Source organism: Rhodococcus sp. C-2, from assembly GCF_027854095.1.
Lineage (GTDB): Bacteria > Actinomycetota > Actinomycetes > Mycobacteriales > Mycobacteriaceae > Rhodococcus_F > Rhodococcus_F qingshengii.
This window is the reverse complement of sequence record NZ_JAQGFI010000005.1, coordinates 291,738-309,542: the sequence shown is the minus strand read 5'-3', so window position 1 is coordinate 309,542 and position 17,805 is coordinate 291,738. Positions and strand designations below refer to the sequence as shown.

The window sequence follows — 17,805 nt, the reverse complement described above, 5'->3', positions numbered from 1 at the left end:
CTACTGATCGGCGAACACTCGACGTTCGCACTGATGACACCCGAAGTCGCAGCGCTGATCGAACGGATCATGAGCTTCGAGCCGAAGATCCGGGCTGAGTGGAACGGGCTGCCGGCCCTCGCGCGCACCCACTACCTGCATCGCATGGTGATCGACGAGATCCAGGCAACGAACGAGATCGAACAGGTCCGCTCAACCCGGAAGGAGATCAGCGAGGCAATCGAGATGGTGTGGGCGGAGCAACCCCTCGCGAACAAGCGGTTCGCCGAGATGGTGCGGCTCTATCTCAATATCGGCAACGACCAGGCCGAGAGTCCACAGACGCTCGACGACATCCGAGACGTCTACGACGCGGTAACTCGGGGCGAGATTCGCGACGAGGACGCCCCCGATGGGAAGCGGTTCCGGCAAGGGCCAGTATCGATCACGTCAGGAATCAAGGTCGTGCACACCGGTGTGGTACCCGAGTCAGCGATCGACGACGCGCTGACCCTCATGCTGAGCCAGGGGGGCGACGACTCGATTCCACGACTGATCAGGGCAGTGGTCGCGCACTTCATCTTCGAGTACACGCACCCGTTCTACGACGGCAACGGCCGAACCGGACGCTACCTTCTCGCGCTGGACCTTCGACAGGTGTTGGCTCCGTATGCGAGCCTGGCATTGTCGGCGACCGTCGCCGACAACAAGGATCGTTACTACAAAGCATTCTCTGACGCGGAGAATCCATTGAACCGCGGAGATCTGACGCCCTACCTGATCGATATGCTGGAGATCATCGCCGAGGCGCAACATCGACTGCTGCTCGACCTCTCCGAGAGGCGGCATAAGATCGACACACTCGAGGCGCGTATCCGCGTTCTGGTGGAGGATGAGGAATTTCCGCTGAACTTGGGACTCGATCGCGAGTCGACGCCGCCGGTTGATAGCAACCACATCGGCGCAGTCCTGTTCACCCTGGGTCAGGCCCACTGCTTCGAGGCGAACCGCGCCATCAAGTTGAACACCCTGGTCGAGGTGGTGGGTCGATCCAGCCAGTTCGCCCGCCCGCGACTTCAGCGCCTGGACGATGCCGGGATCATTGAGACGGTTACGAAGAGACCGCTGCGCTTCCGGCTCACGGCACGGGGGGTATCGCTCCTCGATCTGGATGGGGCGTGATTTTCGCCAGGTCGCAGATGGGCTAGGTGGCGATTGGGCGCACGATCGACGTTTCCATTCCCACTCGCGAATGGAGTGCAGTGGCCGCAACATTTGTGGTCTTCGTCGGCGCACTGGTTCTGCCGCCGGGTACCGCACGGCGATTGGTTGCAGCGAGCTGGGCCGTCCACCCGATTTTCGACCTACTTCACGAGCGTGGTCCAGAATCACGTCTGCCGGATTGGTACCCCGCAATTTGCGCGGGATACGACCTCGGAGCCGCTGGACTTCTTGCTGCCGAACCACGCAATTTCGTTTGACAGACTCACAAACCCGAGGACAGACTTTCCGTCCAACCCAACCATCGGGAGTACGCGTGATTGCCGGCCAGACCAATCTGCTCGCAGATTGCAGCAGTTGCTTCGGTCTGTGCTGCGTCGCACTCCCCTTTTCCAAGTCCTCCGACTTCGCGACCAACAAGAATGCCGGCGACCCCTGCAAGAACCTGCAGCAGGATTTCCGTTGCGGCATTCACACCGGATTGCGAAAGAAGGGCTTCACCGGTTGCACCGTCTACGACTGTTTCGGTGCGGGACAGAAGGTTTCACAGCAGACCTACGACGGCGTCAGCTGGCGTGATGCCCCGGAGACCGCGTCAGACATGTTCGAAACCTTCCCTGTCATACGCCAGTTGCACGAACTGCTCTGGTATCTCGCCGAAGCCCGCTCGCTGAAGCAAACCCACTCGATACGAAAGGAACTCGACGCTGCACTCGTAGAGACGGAAAGCCTGACCAACGGCACACCTTCGCAGATTCGAGCCGTCGACGTCTCAGCACACCGAGCGGCAGTCAACACACTGCTCTTGCAGACGAGTAACCTTGTGCGCTCACCGATCTCAACCAAGAAGGGTCGAAAACTCGACCACCGCGGCGCAGACCTCATCGGCGCCAAATTTCGTGGTTCCGATCTACGTGGGGCCAACTTTCGCGGGAGTTACCTGATCGGTGCAGACCTCCGCGACTGCGAACTCGATCGAGCCGATCTGATCGGTGCAGACTTACGCGGCACCGACATTCGCGGCACAAAACTCCGCGGCAGTATCTTTCTCACGCAGTTCCAGATCAACGCGGCGATCGGCGATTCGGCTACCACGCTGCCCGATTCACTGACCCGCCCCAGCCACTGGGCCTGAACCCGACTGTCAACTCCGTCGTCTGTCGGCGACTGTCAACTCCGTCGACGGAGAACGACCTTGTTAGCTTCCGGATCGACAGACACCCACGGCGGGTCACCGTCCGTTCCGTCCTCACGATGCATCAATGCGCTCTGACGCTGTTCGAATTCATGATGCTTGGACCCCTGAAACAGGGCAGCAACCTCTTCGAAGCCCGCGGCCGAGACCGGACGAGTCGTACGTCCCCGAGTCCACGGCAGTGCCCGGCCGCCGGTGAGCCGGTTCCAGAGAGTCTCGGCGAAAGCGAACAGGACCAGCAGCACGAGCAAGCCTGGCAGCGTCAACGCGAACAGAGTGCCCATGAAAGAAGTCTAGCGACGAACGCCCCCGGTCCCCTCGACTTCCGATCGGCCGCCCTATGTCTGGTCCCGCGGTCGATGATCTGCCAGAATGCAAGCTGTTACGACTAGTAACACCTTCGGGGGGAGGATTTCACATGAGCTTGATACTTGCAGCTACCGACCGTTCGGAGCTTGCCCAGACACTCGGTACCGAATTAATACATTTCGGGCACCAGATACAGCTCGTCCGCACCGGGCGCCGCCTACTCGATGACCTGGACACCGACAGTTTCGATATCGCCGTGATCGATCTCCTGTTGCCGGACATCGACGGCTACGAGATCGCACGGCAGATCCGCTTGCGCAGTTCGATGCCGATCATGATGCTGGTGGATACCTACGAGGACATCGACGAAGCACCACATCGCGCTGTCTCGGACTTTGTGCTGAACCCGATCGATTCTCACGCGCTCGATCTTCGGGTCACCGCAATCCTTCGTGAAACCGCACATCCCGCCCCCGGCAAACACCAACGTCACGGTGACCTGCTCCTCGATCGACGTGCGATGACGGCGACGATGGGCGGAAAGCTGCTGGTCCTCAGCCGGACAGAATGGCGGGTGCTCCTGGAGCTGTCGACCGAGCCTGGGCGCGTGTACTCACGTGATCACCTGATCCGAAACGTGTGGGGTTCCGACCACGAAAGGACGCGTGTAGTCGATGCAACCATTCTCAGCCTGCGGTCCAAACTCGAATCCGATCCCGCGAAACCGAAGTACATCAAAACCATCAGGGGATTCGGATACCGCTTCGGCCCGGTCGACTGAAGTCGCCTTCGTGTCGGTGCCGCTCGATAAGCTCTTGTCATGGGTTGGTACACACCACAATCGGTCGCCCCGGATCTCTCCGACATCCTGGTGTGTGGCTGGACGGCGTGCGCAGAAGGAGAACACCTCCTCGTGCCCGATGCTTGCATGGACGTGCTGTGGATACGCGGCGTCGGCATACGCGTCTGTGGCCCCGAAACCGCTGCATGGTCATTCACTCTTCCGCCCGGAACACGCTCCGTGGGTGTTCGATTCCGCCCTGGATCGGCATCGCCGATGTTGCGAACCTCGGCGTCCGAGCTTCGGGATTCTCGCGCCGATCTCAGCGATGTAACCGACGCACGCACGGAACGAATACTGTTGAACCGCTTGGAAAATTCCGAAGACCACGAACAGGTCTCCATCCTCGAAAGCGCTGTTCGGAGTTGGGTAAGTTCGAGTTTCCGTCACGATCCGGTGATCAACCACGTTCGCACCGCACTGTCCGAACATTCGTGGAATGTCAGCTCTCTCGCCGACGCGGCGGCACTGACTTCGCGCCAACTCCAACGTCGATGCAACGACGCCTTCGGATACGGCCCGGCAACGCTGCGCTCGATCCTGCGCCTCCAGCGCTTCATGGCGCTCGCTCGCAGTCGACCCGCGCTGGGACTCGCTGAATCCGCAGCGCACTGCGGATTCAGCGATCAGGCCCACTTGACCCGTGAATGCCGCCGAATCTCGTCGCTGACCCCGGCGGCTCTACTCCGCACCCAAGCCCCCGACTGGCACGGGTCGGATACCGTTGTCGCGCTGGCGGAGGGAGACGCGGTCGCGTAATCCCGACCGCGCTCCCCCGCCGTCACTTCTGGCTGAAAAGCGTCCTTGCCGACCACAGCCCACCGAGGGAAAGAACTGCGACCGTCATGTAGTAGTAACTGGGGGCGTCGAGCGAGCCTGTTGTACTGATCAACCAGGTCAAGACCAACGGCGCGATTCCGCCGAGCAAAGTCACTCCGAGGTTGTACGACAATGACATGCCGGTAGCCCGGATCTCTGCCGGGAACAGCGAACTCATCAGGGCGGGCAAGGGACCGAAGGCAAACGCCATGATGACACCCAGGACCGAAACAACCAGGACGAGGGTCAGAGTCGACGGGTGATCGACCATCAATTTGAAGAGCGGCCAGGCCAAGACGATTGCCGCAACGGCGGCCCAGGTCATAACTCTCGCCGGTCCGACCCGGTCTGCAAGATGCCCGATCAACGGCACGGTGATCAAGGTGACCAGTCCGGCGACGATGCCGCCGAGATAGCCGGCCGAGGCGGAAACTCCGAGGTTCTTCACGGCAAACGTCGGCATGTACAAGATGAGGTAGATCGAGATAGTCGCGACGCCCACTACTGCGGCACCGGTCAGCACCCGGCCGAGATGCCTGGTCAGCGTCGTCTTCAGCGGAGCCTTTTCCGGAACGCTCGTCTTGAAATCGTCCGTTTCGTCAAGCTTGGCACGGATGTAGAGTCCGACCGGCCCGACGATGATGCCGAAGAAGAACGGAACGCGCCAGCCCCACGAGTAGAGCGCTTCATGCGAAAGGTGAGTGTTGAGCACGTATCCGAACAGCGATGCCAGGAAAACCGAGGCACCCTGGCTGGCAACTTGCCAGGAAGAGTAGAACGCCTTCTTGTGTGGCGCAGTCTCCACGAGGAAGGTTGTAGCAGTACCGAATTCACCGCCGGCGGAGAATCCTTGAATGAGACGTGAGACAAGGATGACGACGCCGGCCCACGGTCCGATCATCGAGGTCGTCGGCGCCACGGCCATGATGAGCGTGCCGATCATCATCAGCATCATCGTCAACGTCAAGGCGTTCTTGCGCCCGCGACGATCGGCGTAGCTACCGAGAACCATCCCGCCAAGCGGCCGGATGACGTACGAGATCGCGAACGTCGCGAACGTCAGTATCAAACCGAGCGTGTTGTCGCCGCCGGGAAAGAAATTATGGGCGATCACCACTGCGAATGATGCGTAGACGATGACGTCGAACCATTCGAGCGCAGCGCCGAGCGAACTGCTGATCACCGCCTTGCGAGCAGCGGCCAGGCGTTCCGGGGTGACTGTTCCGGAGGTTGGCGTAGTTGCCGTGGACATGGTTTTCCTTAGGGGGTCAGGGTGGGTCAGGCGCGGGCGTGAGCGATGACGTTCCGAACGAACTGCTCGCACTGTGCCAATTGGTCAAGTGTCACGTACTCGTCAGGTGCATGCGCCTGAGTGATGCTTCCCGGCCCACACACGACAGTGGGGATACCGATAGTCGCGAACATCCCGGCCTCGGTGGCGTACGCGACCTTTTCGTCCGAGGCCCGACCACCCCATTGTTCGACCAGTGCGGCCGCCGAAGCATTCGCATCCGTCTCCAGGGGAGGGACCGAGGCCGACACGTGCATCGTCACGGAGGCTGACGGGTTTTCTTCCCGCATCAGGTTCTCGATCCGATTCGTCTCGGCGGCAAAGCGTTCGAGCAAATCTGCGGCGCCAGCTGAGCTGATGCTCCTGAACTCGAAAGTGATGGAGCAATCCTCGGGGACAGTGTTCACTGCGATCCCGCCGGATACGAGATTGACCGAACACGTCGTCCAGGCCACGTCGAATGCGTCGTCGTACGGGCCGGACGCACGGAGTTCGTCGGCCGCGCTTCTGACGAATCGAATCAACTCGGCGCCGTATTCGATCGCGTTGACTCCTTGCGGAGTGAGCGACGAGTGCGCCGAAACACCATGCAGATCAACACGTATGACGTTCATCGACTTGTGTGCGCGAATGACCCGCATCTCCGACGGCTCTCCGACGACGCACACATCAGGGCGCAGGTTCCGGGAAACAACCTCCTCGACCAACCCGGCCGCACCGATGCAGCCGACTTCCTCGTCGTAGGAGAATGCAAAGTGAATCGGCTTCGCCAGCGGCCGAGCAACGATGTCGGGGATCGCAGCGACGACGATCCCGATGAACGACTTCATGTCGCACGTGCCACGTCCGTACAGGCTTCCGTCGCGAACGTCGGGCGTGAAAGGCTCGCTACTCCAGTCTTGATCGTCGACCGGCACTACGTCTGTATGGCCGGAGAACATCACGCCGCCGGCAGTACTTCCGTCAGGAGGAGTGAACGTTGCCAACAAGTTGAGCTTCGTTCCCTCGTCATCGGCAACAAGTACCGGCTCGACCCCATGGCGACGTAGTTCCGCCGCAATGAGATCGATCAACGGTCGATTGCTCACGGCACTCGTCGTATCGATTCCGATGAGGCGTTGCACCCACTCGAGGCTTCTCTCGGTCGGAACAGCGGGCAACGTGGTCGATGACATCTGGTTTCTCCTTTCACAGCGTGAACGCGGTGGGCACTCGCCACCGCGTTCTGCCCTTCGAGCATGAATGAAGTGATCCCAGACACAATGAAGATGCACGATACTTGCACCATGATCGAAGAAACGCAGGATTCCGCCGTACTGGACGACGTCGACCTCGCCCTGATCAATTGCCTGCAACTCGACCCGCGAGCGTCGTGGCGCACGGTTGGCGACGCGCTCAAAGTGGATCCGGTTACCGTGGCTCGCCGCTGGCAGCGGTTACAGGATTCCGGCACCGCTTGGGTCTCTGCCAGGGCAACCGGCCATGGCCGTCCGGAATCGTGTCTGGCTTTTGTCGAAGTCGACTGCACGACTTCGAACGCGTTGACGATTGCAGAACGACTTGCCCGCTGGCCGCACGTACTGAGCGTCGAACACACAAGCGGCCCAGGCGACTTGACACTTCTCGTCGAGGTCAGAGACATGGCTTTCCTGTCGCGCTTCCTGCTTCGGTCGCTCGCGTCGGTACCCGGGATCGTCAGTTCGCGTGCACACCTCGTCACCGAGGTCTTCGCGATCGGAGACGACTGGAAATTGCAGGTACTCGATGCCGCGCAGCGAGCGACGATGACAGACCGGCCTGTGCGATACAAATACGCGCCGACGGATCAGCGCCATCACGGGAAGACGTTCGACGCTGTCGACCGACAATTGATATTGAAGCTGGGCGAGGACGGTCGATCCTCGATTGCCGAGCTCACGGTCGGTACCGGCCTCAGCGAAAGTACGGTCAGGCGGCGACTTGCCGAATTGACGTCGCGCAACCAGATCGTGTTCCGCTGCGACGTGTCTCTGCCACTGTCCGGCTGGCCCCTCGTGACCTGGGTGTGGGGATATGTCGATCCCACGGACCGGTCGACGATTCGTGCCCTGGTGGAGCGAGTGCCGGGAACGCGGGTGTGCATGCGGATATCCGGTGGACGCGCCAACACACTGCTCGCGATCGCCGCACACTCCCTTCGCGAAACTCCCATTACCGAAGTACAACTCGCACAAGAGGCACCGGGCCTGGTGGTGCTGAACAGGTCAGTGGTGCTGCGATCGATGAAGAGGGTGGGCCGACTTCTCGACGACGAGGGCAAGAGTGCCGGGGTTGTACCGATGGACATCTGGGCGGAAGCCCCGGAGATCGAGTGAATGTCCGAAATAATCAATCACGATGCGCTGTGGCGGTGAAGGATTGTTGTCATGACTTCAACAGAGATCTCCCCCGCCCAGCGTTATCGGGATCTGGCCGCCGGATTCACGGCCCGGATCGACGCCGTACCCGCCGACCGCTGGGACGACGATTCCCCCTGCGAGGGCTGGACCGCCCGCGACGTGGTGAGACACGTGCTCGACAGCGAACGAGACATGGTCAAGGTAGTCGGCCTGGAATTGGCACCCGGTCCGTCGGTCGACGACGACCCGTCGGCAGCCTGGGCGGCCGTCCGCGATTCGATGCAGGAAATTCTGGACGATCCGGCAAAGTCCACCCTGGAATACGACGGACACTTCGGCAGGACCAACCTCGGGGCCACGGTCGAAGGGTTCTTGTGTTTCGATCTGGTCATCCACGGTTGGGACCTCGCGGCCGCAACCGGCACCGATACGACGATGCGAGACGCGGACGTGGAGTGGGTGTCGGAGATCGCCGCGGGCCTGGGCGAGTCGATCCGCATGAGCGGTGTGTGCGGCCCGGAAATACAGGTTCCGGACAACGCTGACAAAGCGACGAAACTCCTTGCCTTCCTCGGCCGGAAGGCGTGAAAAAGCACCCCTGACGTGGGCATTACTTCCATACGCATGTAATGTCGCGGTATGCCGGAACGCCGAAAATCCTCCACGAGTCCAGACCTGCTTGCGGCGGCATTGTTCGATGTCGCCGCGGAATCCGGACTGGAAAATGCCAGCGTTCGCGAGGTCGCAAAACGGGCGGGTGTCTCGATCGGCGCAGTGCAACATCATTTCTCGACCAAGGACGAGATGTTCGCATTCGCACTGCGAACACTCGTCGATCGATTGTTGACGCGACTGGCCGAATCGTCCGCCGACGCGGACCCGCATACCGCCCTGTTCCAGGCGCTCTCGCAACTCCTGCCCCTCGACGAGCAACGCACGCGTGAGGCGCATGTGCTCGCCGCGTTTGCCGTGCGCGCCGCAACCAGTGAGTCACTCTCCGAAATCCGCCGGACAACCCTGTTCACAATCCGCACCGGCATCTCGACAGTTCTGATCGGCATCGGAACTCCGGAAGCGGAAACCAGAGCGGCACTTCTGCTTTCAACCGTCAATGGATTGGCACTCGACGCACTCGGATGCCCCGCCATGTATCCGCCGCAGTACCTCGATCACGCTTTGGAAACCCAGATCCGCCTCACCCTGCACGACGCCGAGAACCCGCTCGCCTCCGTCGGGCTCGCCAGCTGACGTGGAAGGAGCAGGGCGTTTCGCGCCGAGTCCGTCCGGCGATCTCCATCTGGGAAACCTCCGGACTGCCCTCCTGGCCTGGCTTTTCGCCCGCACCAGCGGGCGCGACTTCCTCATTCGGGTAGAGGATCTCGACCGTGTCCGCCCCGGCGCGATGGAACGACAACTCGACGATCTGCGCAGGCTCGGCCTCACGTGGGACGGCCCAGCCGTATTGCAGTCACACCGTCTTCCCTTGTACCACAAGGCTATCGACCAATTGCGCGAGCGTGACCTGGCCTATCCCTGCTTCTGCACACGCAAGGAGATCCTGCAGGCACCGTCAGCGCCCCATGCTCCAGACGGCGCCTACCCCGGCACGTGTCGGAACCTTTCGGAGGCCGAACGCGCCGAGAAATCGGCAAGTGGCCGATCTCCCGCGCTGAGGCTACGGGCCGGCATCGACTCGTTCACCGTCCATGACGAACTGTTCGGCGAGGTGACGGGACCAGTCGACGACGTCGTCCTGCTCCGCGGAGACGGGGTGCCCGCTTACAACCTTGCCGTTGTCGTCGACGACGGTGCACAGAACATCGACCAGGTGGTTCGCGGCGACGACCTCCTGACCTCGGCTCCACGTCAGGCATACCTTGCCCAGCTGCTCGACATCGAACCACCGTCGTACGCCCACGTTCCTCTTGCCTTGAACAGTGAAGGCAAGCGACTCGCGAAGCGCGACGGCGCAGTGACTCTGGCAGATCAACTCGAGGCCGGACGCAGTACCGAGCAGGTTCTGACGATGATCGCGTCGAGCATCGGTCTCGCCGAACCCGGCGAGGTTGTCACACCACCCCAATTGGCGGATCGATTCGACTCTCGCAAGATCCCCCGGACCCCGTGGGTTTTCCCGGCGAAGTAAGTGACGTATCAATCGGTGCCTCGTCGGAACAAAACTACGATTGTCCGATATGACAAAGCCGTCCGCAATAGCTATTCGTTGGCAATTCTCGAATAGTGAAGTACGGTCGAGACTGGCGAAGGAAATTCAGGGCGAGTTGTTCCTGCAAAACCACGCCCGGGATCTGAACCTGGAATCCGACCACAGTACCCACTTGCAGCATCCACGCTGACACGCACGTGCGGCACGGGCGACTCAGGACGAAAAGGAATACGCATGGTCCGCGAGCTTCGCGAGGCACTCGACGACCATCAATTCGAGGTGTTGTATCAACCCCAGGTCAATCTGAACTCGTCAGCAATTATCAGCTATGAAGCTCTTTTGCGTTGGCGCCATCCGCTGCGAGGGTTGATCGAACCTCAAGATTTCATGCGCTCCGCCGAATCCTCTGGGCTCATCATTCCCATCGGGCTACAAGCTCTGGAAATTATTTGTGCCCAAACAGCGTCGTGGCCTGAGCACATGATGGTCGCGGTCAACTTTTCGCCTCGCCAACTCGCTACCCCGCACGCCGCTCACGAGATCCTCGGAGCCCTCGACAGTTCACAAACGCCACTGAGCAGAATAATCGTGGAAGTCACCGAGCTCGGCGTCGTAGGCCGGCATGCCGCCGAGACTCTTCACGTCTTGCACAACGAGGGAATTCGAATCGCGCTGGATGATTTCGGGGCGGGCTTCGCGTCTTTCTCCGCATTGTCGGAATTGCCGCTCGATATTCTCAAGATCGACCAATCCTTGACCTGGGCCGTCAGCGCAGCGGGTCGTGCTGGAGACCGTGCCTGCATGGTCATGGAGTCCATCGCCGACATCGCTCGGAAGCTAGGGCTTGATTCGATCGCAGAGGGCGTCGAAACCGCGGAACACGCAGCCAACGTCTTGCGGGCCGGCTGCGACATGGGCCAGGGCTATTACTTCGGCAAGCCACTTCCTGCGTCGTCCGTCGTCACTCCCGTGTGAGCGCTCGCCACTTCAGCACGACGACACTTCAGTACGACGACGATGCACTCGCTATGAGTGCGACCACGAGAATCACGGCAAAAATTGCCAAGAAGGCCGCGCCGACCGCAATTCCGGCTATCGCAAGCCCGCGCCCCTGTTGACCTGTCTGCTTGATCTGATTGAGCGCGACAATTCCCAGAATGATTCCGACGATTCCGCCGAGACTGTAGAAGCAACCACCCGCAAGCGATACAACCAGCGATGCAATTGCGAGACCATTGGTGCCGACCGGCTGCATCGGCGGTGCGTACCCACCCGCGAATTGATTCGGTTGACCGTACGCATTCGGCGGCTGAGCGTACTGAGCCTGTCCGTATTGAGCTTGTCCGTATTGTCCGGGTTGCTGATATTGATTCTGCTGATATTGATTCTGCGGTCCGAAATTTTGCGGCGGCAGGTACGGGTTCGGTTCACCGATTCCGCCCGGCTGGGGGTTATTACCGGGCGGGTTGTACGACGGCGGTGGATAACCCGGGTACTGCTCGTTGGGAGTGGTATATCCGGGAACTTCAGGTGAAGACTGCGTTTCGGACGGGGACACGCCGTACCCCTCAGGAGGCAGGCTCGGAAATTCTCCGTACCCAGGTTTTGCCTGGTAATCGCTCGAAGAATCGTCGTTGTTGCCCCCGGAACTCGTCATACAACGCAGCCTAAACCACAGGTGACCTCCGAATCCAAGTGAGCAGATGTCATCCACATCGCTCTTTGATCCCAGTAGGGTCATATCCACTGTCACACTCGAGCGCGATATTTACGACTGAGGGGAACACATGACAACCGGTGGGTACGACCCCAACCAGAATCCAGAAGGCGGGAAGCAATTCCCACCCCAGGATCCATATGGCCAGCAGGGAACACCTCCTCCCGGAAGTTACCCCCCTCCCGCCGGCCCCCCGCAAGGCGGAAGCTACCCGCCCCCGCAGGGCGGAAACTTCCCGCCCCCTCAGGGTGGCAACTACCCGCCTCCCGGTGGATACCCGCCGCCGCCCCAGGGAGGAAACTTCCCGCCGCCTCCGCAGTTCAACGACCAAGGTGCGTACGGCGGAGGAAACCGGCTGCCTTCGGGTGCCGAAGCCGGTGGACTGGGTATTCGATTCGGCGCTCGCCTTATCGACTACATCATCCTCGGCCTAGTGGTCGGGCTCCTGATCATCTTCGTCGACTCGGGATACTGGATAACAGGCCTGCTGACTGCCCTTCTGACATTCGCATATTTCGTTGGGTTCGAGGTCACACAAGGTTGGACCCCAGGCAAGAAGCTCCTTGGGCTGTCGGTGAAGGCCCCGGGAGGCGCGGGCCTTCCCACTCCGCAGCAGTCCGCAATTCGCAACGCATTCAACCTCTTGTCGATCATTCCGATCATCGGAGGACTTCTCTCGCTCGTTGCGTACATCGTCATCGCGGTCACCATCAACAACAGCCCCACCAAGCAGGGCAAGCATGACGAGCTCGCTGGTGGAACTCAGGTAGTCAAGGGTTAGGTGCGCATATGACAACCGGTGGGCACGACCCCAACCAGAATCCCGAGGACGGAAAGCAATTCCCGCCCCAGGATCCCTACGGCCAGCAGGGAACGCCTCCTCCTGGGAGCTATCCCCCGCCGGCGGGGCCTCCGCAGGGCGGAAGCTACCCGCCGCCTGGTGGATACCCCCCACCTCCTCAAGGTGGCAATTACCCGCCGCCAGGTGGATATCCGCCGCCTCCGCAGGGTGGAAGCTATCCCCCTCCCGGAGGCAACTACCCACCGCCCGGTGGATACCCGCCACCTCCCGGAGGCGGTAACTTCCCACCGCCGCCCGCCAACGACTACGGCGCAGGATTCGGTGGACCGCAGCTTTCTGTGGGTGCGGCAATTACCTACGGCTGGAACAAGTTCAAAGACAACGCATTGGTTTGGATCGGAATCTCGATCATCGCGTTCTTGATCGCCGGACTGATCCAGGGCGCTTTCAACGGCTTCGACTACACCAACACAGAGTTCAGCGCGCTGTCCATTGTGGGTGGATTGGTCACCGCTATCGTCGGCTACATCATCCAAGCCGCATTCCTCCGCGGAGCATTGAGCGAATTGGACGGAATCAAGCCGGCTTTCGGCACCTTCTTCCAATTCACGAACATCGGTGCAGTTGTACTCGGCGGTTTCCTCGTAGCCGTAGCCACTTACGTCGGTTTGGCCCTCTGCATCATTCCCGGCATCATCGCGGCGTTCCTGCTCTACTACACGCTGACCTTCATCGTGGACAAGAACCAGGATGCGATTTCGGGAATCAAATCGAGTTACGCATTGACCTCGTCGAACGTCGGAACGTTGGTCCTGCTGGCGCTCGCTCTGATCGGTATCAACATCATCGGCGCGCTGCTGTGTGGAATCGGTCTTCTGGTGACGGCGCCCGTCGCACTGATCGCCAGCACCTACGCATACCGCGTGCTGACCGGCGGTCATGTAGCTGCCTGATCAGTTCGTTTGCATCACCGAAGGCCCTGCGGTTCCACGTGAAACCGCAGGGCCTTCGGTGTGTTCTGCGCAACTGGACGGTCGCCAACTCGCATCCGAGCGCCTTGTGGTGCTTGGATGACGGACGTGACAGCTCAGGATCAGCAAGACGAATCGACCCACGAAACCAAATTTGCGCACGTCAGCCGGGGTTATTACCCGACGATCGTCGCGCTCTTCACCGCAACGCTGCTGATCTCGAACGTGGCGGCGACCAAGGGGGTCGCCTTCTTTGCGGATTCCGACTTCTCGCTCGGTCCCTTGCAGATTCTGCCCATCATCACCGATGGTGGATTCTTCTTGTTCCCGCTCGCCTACGTCCTCGGTGACGTGCTCAGCGAGGTCTACGGCTTCAAAGCGACCCGACGCGCGATCTACCTGGGCTTCGGCGCACTGATTCTTGCCGCTGCGTGCTTCTGGATTGCAGTGCAACTCCCGTCGGCAGAGTTCTACGAGAACCAGGCCGCCCTCGAAACCGTGGTCGGTGTCATTCCCCGACTCCTGGTCGCAGGCTTGGCCGCCTACCTCGTCGGACAGCTACTGAACTCACTGGTCCTGGTCATGATGAAAAAGCGCATGCAGGAGAAGCATCTGTGGGCGCGGCTGATCGGCTCGACCGTCGTCGGCGAATTCGCCGATACCCTCATCTTCTGTTCCATCGCGGCCGGTGTCATCGGCATCAGCACATGGGAAGACTTCATCAACTACGTGCTGGTCGGCTTCCTGTGGAAGACGCTTGTCGAGGTTCTGGTCATGCCGATCACCTACCGCGTCATCGCATACGTGAAGAAGCGCGAACCGACCTACGCCTGAGGTGCAGGCGTCTTCGCCGCGTAGAACTTTCCGAGCATGTCTGCCTTGAAGTCGTGGAAATACCCACCTTCGATGCTGGCTCGGATATCGTCGACCAACTTCACGGTGAATCGCTCGTTGTGGATGGTGCAAAGCGTCGACGCGAGCATTTCCTTCGCCTTGAAGAGGTGATGGATGTACGCGCGGGTGTAATTGGCGCACGTGTAGCAGTCGCACTCGTCGTCGATAGGCGTGAAGTCACGACGGAATCGGCTGGTGTTGATGTTGAACCTGCCGGAGCGGACGTAAATCGCAGCATTGCGAGCAACACGCGACGGGTTGACGCAGTCGAAAGTGTCCGCGCCGTTCTCGATTGCGACGAAGAAGTCGTCCGGTTCACTGATGCCGAGCATATGACGCGGCTTGTTCTCGGGTAGTTCCTCGTTACACCAACGCACGATCGTTCCGAGGTTCTGCTTCTCGAGGGCGCCGCCGATGCCATAGCCGTCGAAGCCGTATCCGTTCTCGCCTTCGATCGACTCGAGTCCGCGGCAGGCTTGACGACGTAGATCTTCGTATTGCGCGCCTTGAATCACGCCGAAGAGAGCCTGATAGGGCTTGTCAGCGCGTTCGGCGGTGAGCTTCTCGTGTTCATTGATACAGCGGATCGCCCAGGCCTGCGTACGCTCGACCGATCGCTCCTGATAGCCGCGGGTGTTGAGCAACGTGGTGAGCTCGTCGAACGCGAACATGATGTCGGCGCCGAGCTGATGCTGAATCTGCATCGACACCTCGGGGGTGAAGCGATGCTTGCTGCCGTCGAGGTGCGATTTGAACGTCACGCCCTCGTCGTCGACCGTCGCCAGACGCTCTTTGCCCTTTGCGATGACGTCGTCGGACTGCACGCCGACGGCCTCCATCGCGAGCACCTTCTTGAACCCGACGCCAAGAGACATCACCTGGAAGCCGCCGCTGTCGGTGAAGGTGGGGCCGTCCCAGTTCATGAACTTGCCCAGCCCCCCGGCCTCGTCGACGATGTCGGGGCCCGGCTGCAGGTACAGGTGGTACGCATTGGCGAGCAACGACTGCGCACCGAGTTCCTTCATGGACTCGGGCAGCACGGCCTTGACCGTGGCCTTGGTTCCGACAGCCACGAACGACGGCGTCGCGATATCGCCGTGCGGTGTGTGGATGGTTCCGGTTCGTCCGAGCCGGTCCTCGAGCCTGGTCCCAATGGTGAAAATCGACTCGGGACGCTTGTCGACGGAGGGCGCGGGCGGTGTCGGTACTGCAGAAGTCACGGGCTCAATCCTGTCACAGGAGCAAATATCGCCGTGATCACAGCGAAGAAAGTTCCTACGCGATCAGCATCCGACATTGGTCTACTGACCGAACCCGAGCGGTACCGCCGCGTGAGGGTCCCCACCATACTTCCCACTACACATCCCCCGGCTCGACCGGTTTACCCCGCCAACCCGCTGACAGGAGCTCACTTGACGAGACAGACCGGCCAGACCTACAACTTCGTCACCGTCGACGTCACAGACTCGATTGCCACCGTGACTATCGACAAACCTCCAGCCAACGCATTCAACCCCAGCATGATCGCCGAGCTTCTGGAGATACTGCCGGTACTCGCGTCGGACCAGACCGTCCGCGCCATTGTAGTGACGGGCACTGGACGGTTCTTCGTCGCCGGTGCGGACATCACCGTGATGCGCGAGCTGACGGAAGAAACTCAGCGCGCGATGCGCCCGTGGGTCGACGTACAGCGGATCCTCGAGTCGGCTCCCAAACCTGTCGTCGCGAAGATCAACGGGCACGCACTCGGCGGCGGAGCAGAACTGACGTTGGCCTGCGACTTCCGCATCATGGCGCAGTCGGCGACCATCGGCTTCCCCGAGATCGGACTTGGGCTTTTTCCGGGTGCCGGTGGCAGCCAGCGACTTCCACGCCTCATCGGTGCTCACCGAGCCAAAGTGCTCATGATCGAAGGCAAGCGCCTCAGCGCCGAGCATGCACTCGATATCGGCCTGGTCGACACCGTCGTTGCGGACGCCGACCTCGATGCGCATTGCGCTGACCTCGCACGCGAACTCGCGACGAAACCCACTGCCACCATCGGAATGATCAAACGCATTGTCGACGAGGGCATGTCGTTGCCGCTCGATCAAGCGCTGGATCTCGAATTCGAGGCAGTGCTCGACCTGATCAAGACGGACGACGCTGCTGAGGGACTTCAGTCATTCCTCGACAAGCGGTCCCCCACCTTCACGGGACGCTGACAGCTCCCATTTACCGAGAGGCCATCATGCTCAACAAATTTCAGAAGAAATGGGTGGGCGCAGTCGCTTCTCTCGCCGCCCTGACGATCGCCGTCAGCGGATGCACCCGCCCCGCTACCGACAACTCCGCCGAAAGTGGTGGCCTGGTACGGATCGCGGTTGGTGTAGACCCGTCGTACGCCCCGATTTTCCTGGCCGACCACGAGGGCATGTTCGAGGCCGCCGGCCTCGACGTCCAGGTCATCCAGACGGAAGGCGGGGCGGCGGGCGCCCAGAACGTCGTAGCCGGAACTTCGGAACTCTCCGGCAATGCCGACTCGACGGCACTGTCCGTCATGGCCGCCAATCCGAGCCTGCGGGCGCTGGGCGTATTTCAGGAATCCGACCGGTACTTCCAGGTTGTACTGAGGAACGGCGTCGAACCGAAGTCGATCAAGACCATGGGCGTCTTCCCCGGCATCGGTCTCTACTTCACGAACCAGTACCTGGCCAGTCTCGGCATCGACCCCACGACGGTCACACTCGTGAGCACAAGCCCGCCCGAACAGCCTGCTTTGCTGGCGCGCGGTGACATCGACGGCTTCCTGTCCTTCGACCCCTGGGTGACGCAGAGTGTCAATACCGGCGGGCGCGTTGTTGCCACGACCGGCGACTTCGGCGCCAAGTACGCCCAATGGATCATCGCTTCGGACAACTGGTTGTCCGCGAACGAAGAAACCGCAGGCAAGGTGTTCAAGGTGATCTCGGAAGCGTCGGCAATCGTGAACTCGGATCCGGATCGGGCTGCAACCGCAATTGCCGCGTCTATCCAGATGGACCCGGCCGAGGCCGCAGACCGGGTGACCCAAATCGATTTCGGTGGACGCGGATTCACCGAGGACGACGTGGAGCGCGCAAACGAACTTGTTGCATTCTTCCGCGAGCAGGGCAAGATCTCCGCGGACATCGATCCGTCCGCTGTCCTCCTCTCGGGATGGTTCGAGCAGAACGCCGCCTGAGCGGAGAGTGAGAACGGGT

General features: G+C 60.9%; 20 protein-coding genes. 15 read left to right on the top strand and 5 right to left on the bottom strand.

Features of this window, described 5'->3' with window-relative positions:
* The first annotated feature begins 69 nt into the window (after window positions 1-69).
* The 3 genes from PCS43_RS13030 to PCS43_RS13020 all read left to right on the top strand — a co-directional run bounded on the left by PCS43_RS13030 (window position 70) and on the right by PCS43_RS13020 (window position 2,335).
* Entirely contained in the window at window positions 70-1,161 is a 1,092-nt protein-coding gene (locus PCS43_RS13030; RefSeq protein ID WP_230359432.1) for a Fic family protein, read from the top strand.
* Window positions 1,162-1,241: 80 nt separating this feature from the next.
* Entirely contained in the window at window positions 1,242-1,460 is a 219-nt protein-coding gene (locus tag PCS43_RS13025) for a hypothetical protein (RefSeq protein WP_230359431.1), read from the top strand.
* Between the two features lie 56 nt (window positions 1,461-1,516).
* The gene (locus PCS43_RS13020; RefSeq protein ID WP_209911002.1) at window positions 1,517-2,335 is read left to right on the top strand and encodes a pentapeptide repeat-containing protein; all 819 of its coding nucleotides are present in this window, start codon (window positions 1,517-1,519) and stop codon (window positions 2,333-2,335) included.
* Window positions 2,336-2,370: 35 nt separating this feature from the next.
* Here PCS43_RS13020 and PCS43_RS13015 read toward each other — a convergent pair whose 3' ends face one another.
* Complete coding sequence (locus PCS43_RS13015; protein ID WP_007731580.1) at window positions 2,371-2,679, bottom strand: DUF6191 domain-containing protein; 309 nt, start codon at window positions 2,677-2,679, stop codon at window positions 2,371-2,373.
* 134 nt (window positions 2,680-2,813) lie between these two features.
* Here PCS43_RS13015 and PCS43_RS13010 point away from each other — a divergent pair, with 134 nt between their 5' ends.
* Window positions 2,814-3,485, top strand: a complete 672-nt coding sequence (locus PCS43_RS13010; RefSeq protein ID WP_007731581.1) for a response regulator transcription factor — start codon at window positions 2,814-2,816, stop codon at window positions 3,483-3,485.
* A gap of 39 nt (window positions 3,486-3,524) precedes the next feature.
* Window positions 3,525-4,304, top strand: a complete 780-nt coding sequence (locus PCS43_RS13005; RefSeq protein WP_003943809.1) for a helix-turn-helix domain-containing protein — start codon at window positions 3,525-3,527, stop codon at window positions 4,302-4,304.
* Between the two features lie 22 nt (window positions 4,305-4,326).
* Here the strand turns inward: PCS43_RS13005 and PCS43_RS13000 are convergent, their stop codons facing one another.
* Together PCS43_RS13000 and argE are read right to left on the bottom strand one after the other, a co-directional pair.
* Window positions 4,327-5,616, bottom strand: a complete 1,290-nt coding sequence (locus PCS43_RS13000) for an MFS transporter (RefSeq protein WP_003943831.1) — start codon at window positions 5,614-5,616, stop codon at window positions 4,327-4,329.
* 26 nt (window positions 5,617-5,642) lie between these two features.
* Window positions 5,643-6,830, bottom strand: a complete 1,188-nt coding sequence (gene argE / locus PCS43_RS12995; RefSeq protein ID WP_007731582.1) for an acetylornithine deacetylase — start codon at window positions 6,828-6,830, stop codon at window positions 5,643-5,645.
* A gap of 111 nt (window positions 6,831-6,941) precedes the next feature.
* Between argE and PCS43_RS12990 the strand changes: the two genes are divergently transcribed.
* From PCS43_RS12990 to PCS43_RS12970, 5 genes are all read left to right on the top strand, one after another.
* The gene (locus PCS43_RS12990) at window positions 6,942-8,009 is read left to right on the top strand and encodes an Lrp/AsnC family transcriptional regulator (RefSeq protein WP_064073653.1); all 1,068 of its coding nucleotides are present in this window, start codon (window positions 6,942-6,944) and stop codon (window positions 8,007-8,009) included.
* A gap of 51 nt (window positions 8,010-8,060) precedes the next feature.
* Window positions 8,061-8,621, top strand: coding sequence for a TIGR03086 family metal-binding protein (locus PCS43_RS12985; RefSeq protein ID WP_007731584.1), 561 nt, complete (start codon window positions 8,061-8,063; stop codon window positions 8,619-8,621).
* A 51-nt stretch (window positions 8,622-8,672) separates the two neighbouring features.
* Window positions 8,673-9,281 carry a TetR/AcrR family transcriptional regulator gene (locus PCS43_RS12980; protein ID WP_007731585.1) on the top strand — a complete coding sequence of 203 codons (609 nt, stop codon included), beginning with the start codon at window positions 8,673-8,675 and terminating at the stop codon, window positions 9,279-9,281.
* 1 nt (window position 9,282) lies between these two features.
* Window positions 9,283-10,179, top strand: coding sequence for a tRNA glutamyl-Q(34) synthetase GluQRS (gene gluQRS, locus PCS43_RS12975; protein WP_007731586.1), 897 nt, complete (start codon window positions 9,283-9,285; stop codon window positions 10,177-10,179).
* Between the two features lie 255 nt (window positions 10,180-10,434).
* The gene (locus PCS43_RS12970; RefSeq protein WP_209910994.1) at window positions 10,435-11,175 is read left to right on the top strand and encodes an EAL domain-containing protein; all 741 of its coding nucleotides are present in this window, start codon (window positions 10,435-10,437) and stop codon (window positions 11,173-11,175) included.
* Window positions 11,176-11,203: 28 nt separating this feature from the next.
* Here PCS43_RS12970 and PCS43_RS12965 read toward each other — a convergent pair whose 3' ends face one another.
* Entirely contained in the window at window positions 11,204-11,857 is a 654-nt protein-coding gene (locus PCS43_RS12965; RefSeq protein ID WP_007731588.1) for a DUF4190 domain-containing protein, read from the bottom strand.
* 130 nt (window positions 11,858-11,987) lie between these two features.
* On the opposite strand from PCS43_RS12965, the gene PCS43_RS33450 reads away from it, so the two are divergent.
* The 3 genes from PCS43_RS33450 (at window position 11,988) to PCS43_RS12950 (ending at window position 14,524) form a co-directional block, all read left to right on the top strand.
* Window positions 11,988-12,698 carry an RDD family protein gene (locus tag PCS43_RS33450; RefSeq protein ID WP_007731590.1) on the top strand — a complete coding sequence of 237 codons (711 nt, stop codon included), beginning with the start codon at window positions 11,988-11,990 and terminating at the stop codon, window positions 12,696-12,698.
* An 8-nt stretch (window positions 12,699-12,706) separates the two neighbouring features.
* Window positions 12,707-13,672, top strand: a complete 966-nt coding sequence (locus tag PCS43_RS12955) for a hypothetical protein (RefSeq protein WP_207624207.1) — start codon at window positions 12,707-12,709, stop codon at window positions 13,670-13,672.
* Window positions 13,673-13,789: 117 nt separating this feature from the next.
* Entirely contained in the window at window positions 13,790-14,524 is a 735-nt protein-coding gene (locus PCS43_RS12950) for a queuosine precursor transporter (RefSeq protein ID WP_030535741.1), read from the top strand.
* On the opposite strand, the gene tgt is transcribed toward PCS43_RS12950, so the two are convergent.
* Window positions 14,515-15,804 (bottom strand): tRNA guanosine(34) transglycosylase Tgt, encoded by a 1,290-nt coding sequence (tgt, locus tag PCS43_RS12945; RefSeq protein WP_007731594.1) that lies wholly within the window; start codon window positions 15,802-15,804, stop codon window positions 14,515-14,517. The genes PCS43_RS12950 and tgt overlap by 10 nt on opposite strands.
* Before the next feature lie 192 nt (window positions 15,805-15,996).
* Between tgt and PCS43_RS12940 the strand changes: the two genes are divergently transcribed.
* Together PCS43_RS12940 and PCS43_RS12935 are read left to right on the top strand one after the other, a co-directional pair.
* Window positions 15,997-16,788, top strand: a complete 792-nt coding sequence (locus PCS43_RS12940; RefSeq protein ID WP_007731595.1) for an enoyl-CoA hydratase/isomerase family protein — start codon at window positions 15,997-15,999, stop codon at window positions 16,786-16,788.
* A gap of 26 nt (window positions 16,789-16,814) precedes the next feature.
* Window positions 16,815-17,786, top strand: a complete 972-nt coding sequence (locus PCS43_RS12935) for an ABC transporter substrate-binding protein (RefSeq protein ID WP_007731596.1) — start codon at window positions 16,815-16,817, stop codon at window positions 17,784-17,786.
* Window positions 17,787-17,805 lie beyond the last annotated feature (19 nt).

Excerpts from the sequence above, each read along its gene's own strand:
- PCS43_RS13030 (WP_230359432.1), top strand. The coding sequence starts at position 70 with ATGAGCTTCGAGCCGAAGATCCGGGCTGAGTGGAACGGGCTGCCGGCC.
- PCS43_RS13015 (WP_007731580.1), bottom strand. The coding sequence starts at position 2,679 with ATGGGCACTCTGTTCGCGTTGACGCTGCCAGGCTTGCTCGTGCTGCTG.
- PCS43_RS13010 (WP_007731581.1), top strand. The coding sequence starts at position 2,814 with ATGAGCTTGATACTTGCAGCTACCGACCGTTCGGAGCTTGCCCAGACA.
- PCS43_RS13005 (WP_003943809.1), top strand. The coding sequence starts at position 3,525 with ATGGGTTGGTACACACCACAATCGGTCGCCCCGGATCTCTCCGACATC.
- PCS43_RS13000 (WP_003943831.1), bottom strand. The coding sequence starts at position 5,616 with ATGTCCACGGCAACTACGCCAACCTCCGGAACAGTCACCCCGGAACGC.
- argE (WP_007731582.1), bottom strand. The coding sequence starts at position 6,830 with ATGTCATCGACCACGTTGCCCGCTGTTCCGACCGAGAGAAGCCTCGAG.
- PCS43_RS12990 (WP_064073653.1), top strand. The coding sequence starts at position 6,942 with ATGATCGAAGAAACGCAGGATTCCGCCGTACTGGACGACGTCGACCTC.
- PCS43_RS12985 (WP_007731584.1), top strand. The coding sequence starts at position 8,061 with ATGACTTCAACAGAGATCTCCCCCGCCCAGCGTTATCGGGATCTGGCC.
- PCS43_RS12980 (WP_007731585.1), top strand. The coding sequence starts at position 8,673 with ATGCCGGAACGCCGAAAATCCTCCACGAGTCCAGACCTGCTTGCGGCG.
- PCS43_RS12970 (WP_209910994.1), top strand. The coding sequence starts at position 10,435 with ATGGTCCGCGAGCTTCGCGAGGCACTCGACGACCATCAATTCGAGGTG.
- PCS43_RS12965 (WP_007731588.1), bottom strand. The coding sequence starts at position 11,857 with ATGACGAGTTCCGGGGGCAACAACGACGATTCTTCGAGCGATTACCAG.
- PCS43_RS33450 (WP_007731590.1), top strand. The coding sequence starts at position 11,988 with ATGACAACCGGTGGGTACGACCCCAACCAGAATCCAGAAGGCGGGAAG.
- PCS43_RS12955 (WP_207624207.1), top strand. The coding sequence starts at position 12,707 with ATGACAACCGGTGGGCACGACCCCAACCAGAATCCCGAGGACGGAAAG.
- PCS43_RS12950 (WP_030535741.1), top strand. The coding sequence starts at position 13,790 with ATGACGGACGTGACAGCTCAGGATCAGCAAGACGAATCGACCCACGAA.
- PCS43_RS12935 (WP_007731596.1), top strand. The coding sequence starts at position 16,815 with ATGCTCAACAAATTTCAGAAGAAATGGGTGGGCGCAGTCGCTTCTCTC.